The organism is Streptomyces sp. RG80 (assembly GCF_040446465.1).
Classification (GTDB): Bacteria; Actinomycetota; Actinomycetes; order Streptomycetales; family Streptomycetaceae; genus Streptomyces.
The window spans coordinates 425,419-438,801 of sequence record NZ_JBEAAJ010000005.1 but is presented as its reverse complement, the minus strand read 5'-3'; the positions used below and the strand labels follow the sequence as shown (position 1 = coordinate 438,801).

At 71.8% G+C, this 13,383-nt stretch carries 12 protein-coding genes; 5 read left to right on the top strand and 7 right to left on the bottom strand.

Going from position 1 to position 13,383, the window contains the following annotated elements:
- Window positions 1-3 precede the first annotated feature (3 nt).
- Complete coding sequence (locus ABKA17_RS19740) at window positions 4-417, bottom strand: PaaI family thioesterase (RefSeq protein WP_353693634.1); 414 nt, start codon at window positions 415-417, stop codon at window positions 4-6.
- Between the two features lie 79 nt (window positions 418-496).
- Here ABKA17_RS19740 and ABKA17_RS19735 point away from each other — a divergent pair, with 79 nt between their 5' ends.
- Window positions 497-922 (top strand): MarR family winged helix-turn-helix transcriptional regulator, encoded by a 426-nt coding sequence (locus ABKA17_RS19735; RefSeq protein WP_353693409.1) that lies wholly within the window; start codon window positions 497-499, stop codon window positions 920-922.
- Window positions 923-933: 11 nt separating this feature from the next.
- Here the strand turns inward: ABKA17_RS19735 and ABKA17_RS19730 are convergent, their stop codons facing one another.
- Window positions 934-2,502: an alpha/beta hydrolase gene (locus ABKA17_RS19730; protein ID WP_353693633.1), complete on the bottom strand. Its 1,569-nt coding sequence runs from the start codon at window positions 2,500-2,502 to the stop codon at window positions 934-936.
- A 261-nt stretch (window positions 2,503-2,763) separates the two neighbouring features.
- On the opposite strand from ABKA17_RS19730, the gene ABKA17_RS19725 reads away from it, so the two are divergent.
- Complete coding sequence (locus ABKA17_RS19725; RefSeq protein ID WP_353693408.1) at window positions 2,764-3,420, top strand: chaplin family protein; 657 nt, start codon at window positions 2,764-2,766, stop codon at window positions 3,418-3,420.
- Between the two features lie 78 nt (window positions 3,421-3,498).
- Here the strand turns inward: ABKA17_RS19725 and ABKA17_RS19720 are convergent, their stop codons facing one another.
- Together ABKA17_RS19720 and ABKA17_RS19715 are read right to left on the bottom strand one after the other, a co-directional pair.
- Window positions 3,499-4,245: a class I SAM-dependent methyltransferase gene (locus tag ABKA17_RS19720; RefSeq protein WP_353693407.1), complete on the bottom strand. Its 747-nt coding sequence runs from the start codon at window positions 4,243-4,245 to the stop codon at window positions 3,499-3,501.
- 7 nt (window positions 4,246-4,252) lie between these two features.
- Window positions 4,253-8,539 (bottom strand): aminotransferase class I/II-fold pyridoxal phosphate-dependent enzyme, encoded by a 4,287-nt coding sequence (locus ABKA17_RS19715; protein WP_353693632.1) that lies wholly within the window; start codon window positions 8,537-8,539, stop codon window positions 4,253-4,255.
- Between the two features lie 190 nt (window positions 8,540-8,729).
- On the opposite strand from ABKA17_RS19715, the gene ABKA17_RS19710 reads away from it, so the two are divergent.
- Together ABKA17_RS19710 and ABKA17_RS19705 are read left to right on the top strand one after the other, a co-directional pair.
- Window positions 8,730-9,506, top strand: coding sequence for a GNAT family N-acetyltransferase (locus ABKA17_RS19710; protein WP_353693406.1), 777 nt, complete (start codon window positions 8,730-8,732; stop codon window positions 9,504-9,506).
- 57 nt (window positions 9,507-9,563) lie between these two features.
- Window positions 9,564-10,481 (top strand): NAD-dependent epimerase/dehydratase family protein, encoded by a 918-nt coding sequence (locus tag ABKA17_RS19705; RefSeq protein ID WP_353693405.1) that lies wholly within the window; start codon window positions 9,564-9,566, stop codon window positions 10,479-10,481.
- Window positions 10,482-10,500: 19 nt separating this feature from the next.
- Here ABKA17_RS19705 and ABKA17_RS19700 read toward each other — a convergent pair whose 3' ends face one another.
- The 3 genes from ABKA17_RS19700 to ABKA17_RS19690 form a co-directional block, all read right to left on the bottom strand.
- Entirely contained in the window at window positions 10,501-11,373 is an 873-nt protein-coding gene (locus ABKA17_RS19700; protein WP_353693404.1) for a GNAT family N-acetyltransferase, read from the bottom strand.
- 134 nt (window positions 11,374-11,507) lie between these two features.
- Complete coding sequence (locus tag ABKA17_RS19695) at window positions 11,508-11,771, bottom strand: GlsB/YeaQ/YmgE family stress response membrane protein (protein WP_353693403.1); 264 nt, start codon at window positions 11,769-11,771, stop codon at window positions 11,508-11,510.
- A gap of 141 nt (window positions 11,772-11,912) precedes the next feature.
- Complete coding sequence (locus ABKA17_RS19690; protein ID WP_353693402.1) at window positions 11,913-12,458, bottom strand: nucleoside/nucleotide kinase family protein; 546 nt, start codon at window positions 12,456-12,458, stop codon at window positions 11,913-11,915.
- A 127-nt stretch (window positions 12,459-12,585) separates the two neighbouring features.
- On the opposite strand from ABKA17_RS19690, the gene ABKA17_RS19685 reads away from it, so the two are divergent.
- Window positions 12,586-13,347 (top strand): ArsR/SmtB family transcription factor, encoded by a 762-nt coding sequence (locus ABKA17_RS19685; RefSeq protein ID WP_353693631.1) that lies wholly within the window; start codon window positions 12,586-12,588, stop codon window positions 13,345-13,347.
- Window positions 13,348-13,383 lie beyond the last annotated feature (36 nt).

Below are 13,383 nucleotides of genomic sequence, written 5' to 3'. Positions count from 1 at the left end.
CGGTCAGGCGGCGGGCTCGAGCACCGCGATGTTGCCCTGTGCCACCGCGCACAGGGTCTCCGCCCCGGCGGAGTCGACCGTGAGCACATCACAGCGGGACACGACCCGGGTGCGCCCGGCCCGCACCACCTGGGCGTGCGCGCGCAGGACCGCGCCCGTGGCCGGACGCAGATAGTCGACGGTGAAACCCGACGTGATCAGCCCGGTCCCCACGAGGCTGCCCGCGGCCAGCGTCAGCGTGTTGTCGGCGGCGTAGGAGAGCACTCCGCCGTGGACATAGCCGTACTGCTGGAGCAGTTCCTCACGGATGTCCAGCTCCAGGGTGGCCTCGCCGTCCCCGAATGCGGTCAGCCTGGCGCCCAGCAGTCTGCTGAAGGGCTGTTCCGCGAGGATCTTCCGGGCCAGTTCCAGATCCATCGTCCTGCTCACGTCCACACCTCACTTCACTGGTGAAGTGAGAGTGGCGCGAGCCGGTGTCCTCTGTCAACATCGGCCCATGCCCGAGCCCGATCAACGCCTCTACTACCTGCTCCAGCGGGCGGCCCACCGACTGCGCACCACCCTGGACCGGCGCTGCCTCGCCACCGCCGGCGTCACCACCGCCCAGCTCGGCGCGCTGTTCGCCGTCCAGGACGAGCCCGGCGTCACCCAGCAGGAGCTCGCCCGCACACTCGGTCTGCGCGAGTCCGCCGTCACCGGACTCGTCGGACGCCTCACCACGGCGGGGCTGCTCTCCCGGCAGCCGCATCCGCGTCAACACCGGGCCGTGGTCCTGGAGTTGACGGACGCGGGGGTGGCCGCGCTGCGCGCCGCCCAGCCGGAGATCGACCGCTTCAACGCCGAGATGCGGGCCGTACTGGGCGACGAGGGTTTCGACGAGACCGCGGTCGCCCTGAAGAGCCTCGCGTACTGGGAGGGCTGACCCCCGACCGGTCAGGGCGCGTCCTCCTCCGACCCGCAGGAGCTGCCGCTGGGCGGCAGGGAACCGTAGAGCAGGAAGGCGTCGACCTTGCGCTGGACGCACGTCGACGAGGCGTACCCGGTGTGGCCCTCGCCCTTGTTGTCGAGGACCACCGCCGAGTCGCCGAGCCGCTTCGCGGTCTCCACGGTCCAGCGGTACGGCGTCGCGGGGTCGCCGCGGGTGCCGACGAGGAGCATCTTCGGAGTGTCGACGTCCCGGACCTCCTCGCGGATGAAGTCGGTGCCCTTGGGGCGGCCGTAGCAGGTCAGCACCTCGGTGAGACGGTAGCGACCGAAGACGGGGGACGCCTTCTCGTACTCGGCGCGCAGTCGGCCGATGTTCCGGGTGATCTCGTCAGCGGTGGGCCGGTCCGGGTCGTCGGCGCAGTTGATGGCCATCAGCGCCGCCGGAAGGTTGTCCAGCGGGACCTCGTCCTCGTCGGCGAGGCCGCCGTCGCCGTCGTCGGCGGCGGAGCGAGGGGGCAGCGCGTTCCCGCCCGACGCGAACGCCTCGATGCCCCGGGTGTCCCCGTCCTCGACCAGCTGGGCCAGGGCCCGCTCCAGCAGGGGCCACAGCTCTCTGCTGTACAGGGCCTGCCCGATGGCGCCCACGAGGTCCTGGCCGGTGAAGTCGTAGCCCCAGTCGCTGGGCACCGGGTCCTCGTCGAGGGAGCCGACGAGCCTCACGACCTGCTCCCGGCCCTTGCGCGGATCCTGGCCGAAGGGACAGGCGACGTCGTCCGAGCACCAGTCGATGAAGTCCTCCAGCGCGGTCTGCTGGCCCTCGGCGCCCACCCTGCTCTGTTCGGTCAGCGGCTCGGTCAGCGTGTCCACGCCGTCGAGCACCAGCCGGCCCACCTTCTTGGGGAACTGGGCCGCGTACACCGCGCCGAGCCGGGTCCCGTAGGAGAAGCCGAGGTAGTTGAGCTTCTTGTCGCCGAGGGCCGCCCGCATCACGTCCAGGTCCCGGGAGGCGTTGACGGTGCCTATGTGGGGCAGGACGGGTCCGGAGTGCTCGGCGCAGTCGGCGGCCACTCGCTTCAACTGCCGCAGCAGCGCCCGTGGGTCGTCGCCGTCCTCGGTCGCCGCCAAGGCCTCGTCGGTGCCGTCCCCGCAGCTGACCGGCGAGGAGCGGCCGACACCGCGCGGATCGAAGGACACCACGTCGTAGCCCTTGGCCAGCCCCATGAACTCGTTGCCGCTCGCGGCGAGTTCACCGACCCCGGCGCCGCCCGGCCCGCCGAAGTTCAGCAGCACCGAGCCCCTGGACTTCCCGGTCGCCCGATAGCGGGCGAGGGCCAGTTCGAGGGTGCCCCCGGAGGGTTCGGTGTAGTCGAGGGGGACGGTCACCTTGCCGCACTGGAGGTCCTTGGGCGTCTCCATGCCCTTGCATGTGGACCATGTGACCTTCTGGTCGTAGAAGCGCGACAGGTCGGGTCCCTTGTCGTCCGCGGCCGTCGGCAGCCCTGTGCCCAGCAGAGCGAGTCCGACTCCGACCGCCCCGGCGAGCACACAGCGCCGCGTTGACAGCTTGGCCAGCATCGATGCCTCCAGGCGGAGCGCGAACACAGCGCCCTCGATCACGATAGGCGGCTCCCGCGGACGCCGCCTCTGGGCGAGCCGGACCGGGCGGAGTGCCTTATCCTGCGCCCCTCCGTATGCATTCGACGGTTTTACGACTAGTTCGACAACCGTGACGCTCGATGGGGTGAAAGGCCGATAAGCCATAACTCGGATGGTTCGCCTGCGTTTTACGCGGTGCGGGCGAGTGCCCGCGAACCAAGTCTGGAAGGCAGGGAACCTATGAGAAGGGTTACCCGAAACGGTGTGATCGCCGTCGCCGCCGTATCAGGCGCGATGGCCGTGACGATGCCCGCGTACGCCGACTCGGCGGCGGACGGTGACACGGCCGGCTCGCCCGGAGTGGTCTCCGGCAACACGATCCAGCTCCCGGTGCATGTGCCGGTCGACGTGTGCGGCAACACCGTGAACGTGGTGGGGCTGCTCAACCCCGCCGCCGGCAACACCTGTGTGAACGAGGGCGGCGCGGACACCCCGGCGCAGACGCAGACGGGCGCCGCCGCGCGGAGCGGCGGAAAGGATTCACCGGGAGTGGTCTCCGGCAACGGCGTCCGACTGCCGGTCCACCTCCCCGTGAACGTCACAGGCAACGGTGTGAGCGTGGTCGGCGTCGGCAACGCCTCGGTCGGCAACGAGTCCGTCAACACCCCCGGCGACGAGCCCCAGGGCACCCCGGTGAAGCCGGCGCCGAAGCCGGACGCGGCGCCGCCGAAGACGCACCCCGGCCCGCACGCCACCGTGCCCGAGCCGCGGCGGCCCGTGGCCTCGCTCGCCCACACCGGAACCGACCAGACCCTCCCCGCCGTCGCGGGCAGCGCCGCGCTGCTCCTGGGCGGAGCCACCCTCTACCGCCGCTTCCGGCCGCGGGCGACGCGCTGACCGCACGCTCCCCGGAGAGACGGAAGGCCCCGCCGGGCGACGACCGGTGGGGCCTCCGCCGATCACGGCGGACCGTTGTCAGGACGTCCGTGCCCACCCGCCGGCCACCCCGGTCATCAGCACCATCCCCGAGTCCCCGTAGTCCGGCAGGGTCGGGTCGGAGTCGATCCGGGTGATCGTCAACTCCTCGGTCAGCGGCGCGAACACGGCCCGCACCAGCTCCGGGTCGACCGGACAGCCCGGCCACGTCGACGCCGGGCCGATGCGATACGTCGGCATGTTCTCCATGAACGCGGCGACCAACCGCCCGCCCGGCGCCACACAGCGCACGAAGGCCCGGCAGAAGTCCGTGAACTCCCGCGGATCCTCGGTGGCGCCCTCGGCGACGAAGTGCATCGATCCCAGCTCGTACCCGCCCGGTTCGAGGTCCCGCACGTCGGCGTGGACGACGTCCACGCGCGCGAGGGAACTCGCCAGCGTGGCGGGCAGGGCGGGGTTCAGCCGTCGGCACAGCGCGTGGAAGGGCAGCCAGCTCGCGTCCGGCCCGCACAGCAGCTGTCGTTCCAGATAGGCGACATTGCCCGTGCCCGCCTCGACCGCGTCGATCCGGCGGCTCGCGGCGGCAGCGAGGATCAGCGGATAGAGGTTGGGCCCGGCCCCGAACTCCACCGAACGCGCGATGCTCCCCGGCGCGAGCCGCCGGTAGAAGGCCGAGTGATGGGCGATGATCGCCGCGTCCGAGGGATGCAGATCGCGGTAGTTCTCCGCGAGATAGTCGGCGACCGGCCAACGGTCCCAGTCCACGTCGTCGTTGTGTGTCGTCATGGCCCGCTCAGCTCCTCGACCGCAGGGGGAAACGGGCGGCCAGCCGGGACAGGGTGGCGGTGAGCCGGTCGATGTCCTCCTCGGAGTTCAGCGCCGTGACCTGGATGCGGAAACCCACCCGGTCACGCGGTACGAGGGGATAGGCGGCCAGTGTCACGTAGATGCCCTCCTCCCACAGATAGGCGGCGACCGCGTCGAGGTCGGCCGGGTCGGCCAGGGGGACCTCGATGACGGGCAGCCGGTCGGTGTTGAGCGTGAGCACATCGAGATCCTCGAGATGGTCGAGCACGCGGACCGTCTTGCGGTACAGGTCGGCCCGGATGCCGTCGCCCCGGCGCTCGTTGACGTCGAGACCGGCCAGCGCGGTGGCCAGGGACGCGGTCGGCGAGGGTCCCGAGTACAGATAGGGGCCCGCCGCCGTCTTCAGGCGGTCCTTCAGCTCGGTCGGTAGGGCGAGGAACGCGAGCAGCGACGAGTACGCCTTGGAGAACCCGGCCGTCAGCACGATCCCCTCGTACGACTCGCCGGTGTGCCGCACCACGCCGTTGCCGCGCGAGCCGTACGGGCAGGGCTCCCCGGGCCCGCGCTCGCCGATCACCCCGAACCCGTGCGCGTCGTCGATGTACAGCGTGGCGCCCCTGCTCCGGCACACGGCCGCCAGCGCGGGCAGGTCGGCGATGTTCCCGGTCATGCTGTCGACGCCGTCCAGGCACACCAGGCGGGGCCCGTTGCCGGGCAGCGTGGCCAGCAACCGGTCCAGTTCGTCGGGGTGTTCGGCGTGGAAGCGGTGCAGGGTGGCGCCCTGGGCGCGGGCGGCGACACAGCCGTCGTAGACCGTGCGGTGCGCGGTGGCCTCCACGAAGACATGCCCGCCGTCGGCGAGGACCGGGATCACCGAGGAGTGGATCAGCGTCAGGGTCGGCAGCAGCAACGTGTCGGGCGCGCCCAGCAGTTCGGTGAGCCGCTCCTCGATGTCCGGGTAGAGCCGCGGACTGCCGATGAGCCGCGACCAGCTCGGGTGGGTGCCCCACCGGCGCACCGTGGGCTCGATGCGGTCGGCGACCTCCGGGTCCCAGTCGAAACCGAGGTAGTTGCAGGACGCGAAGTCGATCAGCCAGTGGCCGCGGCTGCGGATGTGCCGGCCCCGCACCTCGTCGAGGACCGCGTCGCTCATGAGGCTGGTGCGCCGCAGATGCTCCAGGTCGGCGCACCGGGTGGCGGGCCCACCGGGCGCGGGCACGGGCACGGCGGGGCGGGGCGGCTCCGGGGCGGCCGGCGGGACACGCGTTCCGTTGCGGTTCCGCAGCACCCGCTCGCTCTGCTGCACGGTCATCGGCCGCGCGAACAGATAGCCCTGCCCGAACCGGCACCCCATGCCCGCCAGCAGATCCCGCTGCCCGACCTCCTCGATCCCCTCGGCGATCACCTGCATCCCCAGCCGGTCGGCGATCCGGACGATGCCCTCGACGAGCGCGACCTGCTGCGGGTCGTGCGTGATGTCGTCGATGAAGGTCTTGTCGATCTTCAGCACGTCGATCGGGAAGTCCCGCAGATAACGCAGCGAGGAGAAGCCGGTGCCGAAGTCGTCGACGGCGATCTGCACCCCGAGTTCCTTGAGGGCCTCCAGCACCGCCTGGATCTGCGCGTCGTGGCGCAGCAGCACCGTCTCGGTGAGCTCCAGTTGCAACGAACCCGGCATCAGCCCCGGCGTCCGCAGCGCGTCGCCGACCTGGTCCACGAACCCGCCGTCGCGGAACTGGCGGGCGGAGACGTTCACACTGACGTACGGCGGCGCACCGGGCAGCCGCTGGAGCGCCGCGATGTCCCGCACCGCGTTCTCCAGCACCCACGAGCCGAGCATCCCGATCTGCCCGGTCTCCTCGGCCAGCGTGATGAACTGCTCGGTCGCCACCGGCCGCCGGCGCGGGGAGGGCCAGCGGACCAGCGCCTCGAACCCGACGACCTCGCCCGCGGCGATGTCCACGACCGGCTGGTAGCGCAGCGCGAACTCCTTGTCGGCGACCGCCCGGGCCAGCCGGCTCTGCAGATCGTGCCGCTCGACCATGCGGGTGTGCAGCAGCGGCTGGAAGCGGCGCCACTGTCGTTTGCCGGCCGCCTTCGCCGCGTAGAGCGCGAGGTCGGCGTGGCCGAGCAGTTCGTCCGCGTCCGTGCTGTCCCGCGCCGTGGCCACGCCCACGCTGGCCGACACCGTCACCGTCTCCTCGCCGAGCACGAAGGGGCGGGTCAGCGTCTGGATCACCTGCGCCGCCAGCAGTTCGGCGTCCAGGGGCTCGCGGGCGTCCTCCATCAGGACGGCGAACTCGTCACCGCCGAGCCGGGCCGCGGTGTCCGTGCGCCGCAGCGCCTTGGACAGCCGGCTGCCGACGGCGACGAGCAGATGGTCGCCCGCGGAGTGCCCGAGGGTGTCGTTGACGAGTTTGAAGTCGTCCAGGTCGATGAAGAGCAGACAGGTCAGGGACCCCTCGCGGCGGCCGCGCAGCAGCGCGCGCTCGATGCGTTCCAGGAGCAGGGTCCGGTTGGGCAGCCCCGTCAGCGAGTCGTGGAAGGCGCGCTGGGTCAGCTCGTGCTCCAGGCGCCGCTGCTCGGTGACGTCCCGCAGGGTGACCACGAGGCCGGCCACGGTGCGCTCGTCCCGGAAGTCGCTGCACCGCACCTCCACCTCGACGCGGCCGCTGCGGTGCCGCACCCACCAGTGGTCGTGGGTGGCACGTGGCCCGTTCTCCCGTATCGCCGTCAGTTCACGGGCCGCGCGGTTGCGGTCCCGGGCGTCCACCAGCTCCGGGAGCGCGGCCCCGACCAGGTCGGCGGTGCCGAAGACGGAGGAGGCGGACGGGCTGGCGTACCGGATGGTGTTGTCGTCCTCGACGATCAGGATGACGTCGGAGGTGTTGCGCACCAGGGTGCGGAAGTACGCCTCGCTCTCGCGGCGGATCACCTCCTGGCGCAGTACGACCCGTTCCATGGCCAGGCCCGCGTGCGCGGCGAGGATCTCCAGCGAGCCGCGGGTCTCCGAGAGGGACTCGGGCGGTCCGGCGACCACCAGGACGCCCGGGACCTGCGCCGCCGGGCGGTCGGGCGGGGTCATCGGGCAGGCCAGGACGGTGCGCAGACCGTCCAGCCCGCCGACGACGTCGGGGCTCAGCACGTAGGTGGGCAGCATCCGGCTGCCGCCCGGCGCCAGATTCAGGTCCGCCGCCCGGTCGGCCGCCAACAGCAGGGTGCGGTGGCGGACGGCGGGGCCCAGCAGGGTGTCGACGGCCGCCTCGCAGGACCGGGCGACCTCCTGCTGCCGTACGGCGGAGACCAGGGAGGCGCCCGCCCGGCGCAGCGCGAGCTCCCGTGCCGTCGCCTTGCGGTGGGCCACGACCATCCCGGTCAGCCGCAGGATGACCAGGAGGAACAGCACACCCGAGAACGCGGCGATCACGGCGGCGTGGTGGGCCACCCCGGTCACGCCCTCGTACAGCAGGATCCCCGGCGCGATGAGCGTCGCCACGGTGAGCATCACCAGTCGGCGGGGCCTCGGGAGCAGCGTCTCCTGCCGCGGCACGGCGGCGGTCAGCTCGACCATGGAGGGGTGCAGGGCGGCCAGGCCCCAGGCCGTGTAGAAGACGATCCACCCGGTGTCGAGCAGGGTGCCCGCCTGCCAGGTGTCGTTGAGCTGCATGATGCCGTACGCGATGTCGAAGCCGAGCAGGGTCACGGTGCCGACTACCAGCAGTCGGACGGACCGGTTGTGGCCGTCCACCGTGCTCGCGGTGAGCATGCGGGCCAGGAGGGCCAGTACGAGCACGTCACCGAGGGGATAGGCGATGCTGATCGCCCGCTGCTGCCAGGTCATGCCCTCCAGTGCGCTGAGCGGCTGCACCAGGTAGACCCACACGGGCAGTCCCAGACCGGCGGTGAAGATCAGGGCGTCCAGCAGGCTGGGCAGGTCGTGGCCGTCCCAGCGGTAGCGGACGAGGCCGGACAGACCGATCGCGAAGAGCGGGTAGGTGGTCAGGTACAGGGCGTCGGCGGGGGAGGGGAAGGGGTTGGAGGCGTGGAAGTACTCCTCCATGACGTTGTAGTACGTGTCGCCCGCGATGAAGGTCAGCAGACCGGCGGCGAGCACCAGCCAGGGCCAGCGGTGGGCGGGACGGTGCAGATGGCTACCGACCAGTACGGCCCCGACACCGGCGAGGCCGATGACGGCCCACAGCGGGGTGCGCGTGCTGGGCACCGTCATGTAGACGGCGGTGGCGACGGCGACCGTACAGACATGGACGGCCATCAGCCGATGTGCCGGCAGCAAGGGCAAGCGCCTCCCCCCGGTGGAGGAGACCGGGCCTTCCACCTGGTCCGGGATACCCCTCGATCGTAGGCACCGGGGGCTGACCGCTGCATCCCGAGACCGTCGGGGCCGCTGAAGCCTGTCCCGTAATGGTGTTGCCCCGGGCCCTGCCGGATGCTGGAGTGAACCCATGGATCATGCCGCGGTACTCGCCCTGTACGACCGGGACATGCGTGAAGGCGCGCAGCCGGACAGCCCGGAGTCCCGGATCGAGCGGGTCGGCAAGGTGGTCCGTCAGATCTCCTCCGAGCAGGGCTGGAACGGCGTGGTCTGGTCCGACCTGGACGCCGGCGGCGCGGACGCGGCGATCGCCGAGCAGATCGCGTACTTCTCCGGGCTCGGCCGCGAGTTCGAGTGGAAGCTCTACGGGCACGACCTGCCGGTGGACCTCGGGCAGCGGCTCAGAGCGGCCGGGTTCACCGCGCAGCCCGAGGAGACCCTGATGATCGGCGAGGTCAACGACCTCACTCTCGACGCCGAGCCGCCCGAGGGCATCCGCGTCCTGGCGGTCACCGACCGCGCGGGCGTCGACCTCGTCGCGGACGTGCACGAAGCGGCCTTCGGCACCGACAGCACCCGGCTGCGACACCAGCTGCTCGCCCAGCTCACCGCCGACCCCGACACCGTGGTCGCGGTCGTCGCCCTGGCCGGGGAGACGCCGGTCAGCGCGGCCCGGATGGAACTCGTGCCGGGCACCCGGTTCGCCGGACTGTGGGGCGGCGGCACCGTCGAGGCCTGGCGCGGCCGCGGGATCTACCGCGCCCTGGTCGCCCTGCGGGCCCGGGAGGCCGTGGAGCGCGGCTACCGGTACCTCCAGGTCGACGCGATGCCCACCAGCCGCCCCATCCTGGAGCGCCTCGGTTTCGAGCCCCTGACGACGACCACGCCGTACCTGTACACGCCGTGACGTAGGCCATCTCCCCCGGGATGTCACATCCGGGGCCGCCCGATCCGTCGCAAGGGCATGACGACGAACCAGAGCATCCTCCTCGCCGGCGCCGGCGGAGTCCTCGGCCGCCACATCACCCAGGCCCTCACCGAGGCGGGCCACAAGGTCACCGGGCTCGGACGGAGCCAGGGCAACGAGGTCCGCGCCGACCTCATGGACCGCGACGGCCTGCTGCGCGCCGTCGACGGGCAGCACTTCGACACCGTGATCCACGCCGTGACCGCCCTGCGCAAGGTCCCCATGCGCCACCGCGACATGTACGCCACCGACGCGCTGCGGGTGGAGGGCACCGCCCACCTGATCGAGGCCGCCCGGGCCACCGGAGCCCGCCGCTTCGTCTCCGAGTCGATGGTCTTCGGCTACGGCTACGGCGAGCACGACGACCGCGAACTCACCGAGGACGAGGCCGTCTTCGGCCCGCCCGGCAACGACCCGGAGCTGGAGCGCCACCTCGCCGGCATGCGGACCAAGGAGCGGCTGACCTTCGAGGCCGAGGGTCTGGAGGGCGTCGCCCTGCGCTACGGGGCCTTCTACGGCCCCGGCGGCACCGAGAACCTGTTGCCCATGCTCCGCAAGCGGCAGCTGCCGGTCCCCGCCGACCTGCACCGGGTCCTGCCGTGGATCGAGCTCACCGACGCGGCCCGCGCGATGGTCGCCGCCGTGGAGCGCGGGCGCCCGGGACAGGCGTACAACATCGCGGACCGCACTCCGCTCGGGTTCCGGGCCCATGTCGTGATGGTGGCCGAGGAGTTCGGCCTGCCGAAGCCCATGACCGTACCGATGTGGATGATGAAGCCCATGTCGTACGCCTACCAGATCGCGGCGTCGTCGCTGCGGGTCTCCATCGCGAAGGCCGAGCGGGAGCTGGGCTGGACGCCGGTGTACCCGTCGAGCCGCGAGGGCCTGGCCGCGCTGCGCGCCTCGCAGGTCTAGTGCTCGCAGGCCCAGTCGCTCACAGGTCCAGCTGGTACTCCACCGCCTTGTGCGTGGGCAGGTAGCCGAGGGCCTCGTTGACGGCGAGCATGGGCGCGTTGCTGTCCGCGGTGTCGGTGCACAACCCGGCCAGTTCCGGGTGCTGTCGGCGGGTCCGGCGGATGGACGCGGCTTTCATCCGGCGGGCGAGGCCGCGGCCTCGGTGCTCCGGCAGGACCGCCGTACCGTAGTGCTGCCCGTCGCCGCGGCCGTCGCCCGGGACGACGAGTTCGGAGAAGCCGACGACCGATCCGTCCGCCGTGTCCACCGCGGCGACGGTGTGCAGGAGTTCGCCGCGCGCGGCGACCGCCTCGGCCGCGGCGACCACCCGCGGCACGTCCCAGACGACCGTGCCGTAGTCGGTGCCCTCCATGGGCATGTCGTCCATGGCGCGCCGCGAGTCGGCGTACGACTGCGCCAGCTCGGCGGGCACGGTGCCGTCCCACTCGGTCAACTCGTAGCCCGGGCAAGGCTGTTCCGCCAGGGCCGTGACATCCGCGTCGGCCAGCGCGAGTCTGGCGTACGTCAGGGAGAGCACAGGGCGGAAGCCGCGGGCGGCCAGGAACCGGTCGGCGGGGGAGCCCTGTTCGGCCTGGGCGATGACGGACCTGCGCCCCTCGGACCGTGCCGCTGTCACGGCGGCGTCCAGCAGCAGGGTGCCGACGCCCCGCCGTCGCTCGGCGGGGTGCACCGCGATCTCCAGTTCCGCGAGGTGGTCCTGTCCGGCCTTCGTGAACAGCCGCAGGAACGCCGATCCGGCCGGTGCTCCGTCGTTCGTCGAGGCCAGCCAGGCCAGTCGGCGGCTCGAAGCGCCGGGTTCGGGATCGGTCAGCGGGACGATGCGCAGGGTCAACGGGACTCCGTCACGGTCGGGTCGGCGATGAGCCGCAGCAGCAAACCACCGCCGGGCCGGGTGCGCAACGGGGTATCCGCGGCGCACGTGTCCCGCAGGCGTCCCGCACTCGTCCTCGTCCTTGTCCCGTACGGTCAGCGGCGCGCCCGCGGCCGGTCAAGCGCGGCGACGCCGAGCGCGGCGAGACCGATCTGGATGAGCCACTCGACCCAGTCGACGCCCTTGGTGTCGGCCACGTCCAACCCCGCGGCGATCGCCGAGCCGAGCAGTGCGGCCGCGATGCCGACGAGGATGGTCAGCAGGATCCCGATGTGCTGCCGGCCCGGGACCACGAGCCGTCCCAGCACACCGATGACGATGCCGATCACGATGGCACTGATGATGCCCGAGATCTCCATCTCCGCCCCTCTTCTCAAGACCCCCGCAGTAGTTCGGATGCCCCCGGAAGACGCGCGCAGTCCGTGCGACTTCAACCACCGGTCGACACGGCGTCAAGCTCTGGCCCGGTCCAACCTCACCGCGGCCAGGTCGGCGGACCGTCAGTCGGCCGTCCCCGGAGCCCATCCGGTGGCGGCCACCACCTCGGCCGCGATGTCGATCACCGTGCGCCCGTCGGTCACCACCCGCAGGGTGTCGGCGGGCGCCTGCGCGTCCAGCAGCCGCGCCTTGCGAGCGCTGCCGCGCAGCTCCTGCTCCAGCTCGGATCCCAGCTCCCGCCCGGTCAGGCGCTGTTCGGCCGTCTCGTCGGTGGCCGTGAGCAGCACCCGCACGATCCGCACGCCCTCGCCCATGGCCCGCCGGAACGTCCCCTCGGTCTCGGCCAGCACGCTGACGGTGTTGGTGTACACGAGGCGCCGGCAGCCGAGCTCGGCGTAGTTGCCCCACACGGCGGTCAGGTTGCGCTCGGCGACCGCGGCCCGGTGCGGGTCGTCCTCCGGCGCCGGATGCAACTGCCCCATGAAGTCCCCGTCGACCACGGCATGCCCGACGCCCACGGCTCGCAGTTGCGCCGACACCTCCCACCCCACGCTCGTCTTCCCGACCCCCGCCCGACCACCGATGAGCAGCACCTCCGGATCACCCATGCCAGGAGCATGGCAGCCGTGGCCCCGCCCCGGACACCTCATTTCGCCGGCTCCTCGGGGCGGCATTGACATGCAGGCAAAAGACTGCATAACGTTGAGTGTGCGATCAGAGAGCGGCGACTCCGGTATGGACAAGGTCTTCAGGGCGCTGGCCGACGACACGCGCCGACGCCTCCTGGACCGGCTGCACGAGCACAACGGGCAGAAGCTGGGTGAGTTGTGCGAGCGCATCGCGATGACCCGCCAGTCGGTGACCCAGCACCTCGCCGTCCTGGAGGCCGCGAACCTGGTCGGCACGGTGCGGCGAGGGCGGGAGAAGCTGCACTACCTCAACCCGGTCCCGCTCCACGAGATCCAGGAGCGGTGGATCGACAAGTTCGAGCGCCCGCGCCTGAGCGCGCTCGGCGCCGTGAAGCGACGAGCCGAGGAAGCCATGACCGACAGGCCCACGTTCGTGTACGTCACGTACATCGAGAGCACACCCGAGAAGGTCTGGGACGCCCTGACCGACGCCGACCTCACGGCTGCCTACTGGGGGCACAGCAACGTCTCCGACTGGGCGGAGGGCTCCCGCTGGGAGCACGTCCGCACGGACGGCTCCCGGATCGCCGACGTCGTCGGCACCGTCCTGGAGAGCGAGCGTCCCACCCGTCTCGTCACCAGCTGGGCCGCTCCTGAGGACGCGGGGCGCGACGAAAGGCACTCGCGCGTCACCTTCGACATCCGCCGGCACGGCGACATCGTCCGGCTCACCGTGACCCACGAGAACCTCGCCGACGACGCGGAGCGCGCCGAGGCGGCCGCCGGCTGGGCGGCGGTGCTCTCCAACCTCAAGTCGCTGCTGGAGACCGGCAGCCCGCTGCCGCAGGAGCCCTGGCTGGTGCCGTGACCCTCGCCGGGTGACGGGAAGCGGCCGGCCCGCGTG

Bases quoted from the DNA above. Each gene is read 5' to 3' on its own strand.
- ABKA17_RS19740 (WP_353693634.1), bottom strand. From the start codon at position 417: ATGGATCTGGAACTGGCCCGGAAGATCCTCGCGGAACAGCCCTTCAGC.
- ABKA17_RS19735 (WP_353693409.1), top strand. From the start codon at position 497: ATGCCCGAGCCCGATCAACGCCTCTACTACCTGCTCCAGCGGGCGGCC.
- ABKA17_RS19730 (WP_353693633.1), bottom strand. From the start codon at position 2,502: ATGCTGGCCAAGCTGTCAACGCGGCGCTGTGTGCTCGCCGGGGCGGTC.
- ABKA17_RS19725 (WP_353693408.1), top strand. From the start codon at position 2,764: ATGAGAAGGGTTACCCGAAACGGTGTGATCGCCGTCGCCGCCGTATCA.
- ABKA17_RS19720 (WP_353693407.1), bottom strand. From the start codon at position 4,245: ATGACGACACACAACGACGACGTGGACTGGGACCGTTGGCCGGTCGCC.
- ABKA17_RS19715 (WP_353693632.1), bottom strand. From the start codon at position 8,539: ATGGCCGTCCATGTCTGTACGGTCGCCGTCGCCACCGCCGTCTACATG.
- ABKA17_RS19710 (WP_353693406.1), top strand. From the start codon at position 8,730: ATGGATCATGCCGCGGTACTCGCCCTGTACGACCGGGACATGCGTGAA.
- ABKA17_RS19705 (WP_353693405.1), top strand. From the start codon at position 9,564: ATGACGACGAACCAGAGCATCCTCCTCGCCGGCGCCGGCGGAGTCCTC.
- ABKA17_RS19695 (WP_353693403.1), bottom strand. From the start codon at position 11,771: ATGGAGATCTCGGGCATCATCAGTGCCATCGTGATCGGCATCGTCATC.
- ABKA17_RS19690 (WP_353693402.1), bottom strand. From the start codon at position 12,458: ATGGGTGATCCGGAGGTGCTGCTCATCGGTGGTCGGGCGGGGGTCGGG.
- ABKA17_RS19685 (WP_353693631.1), top strand. From the start codon at position 12,586: ATGGACAAGGTCTTCAGGGCGCTGGCCGACGACACGCGCCGACGCCTC.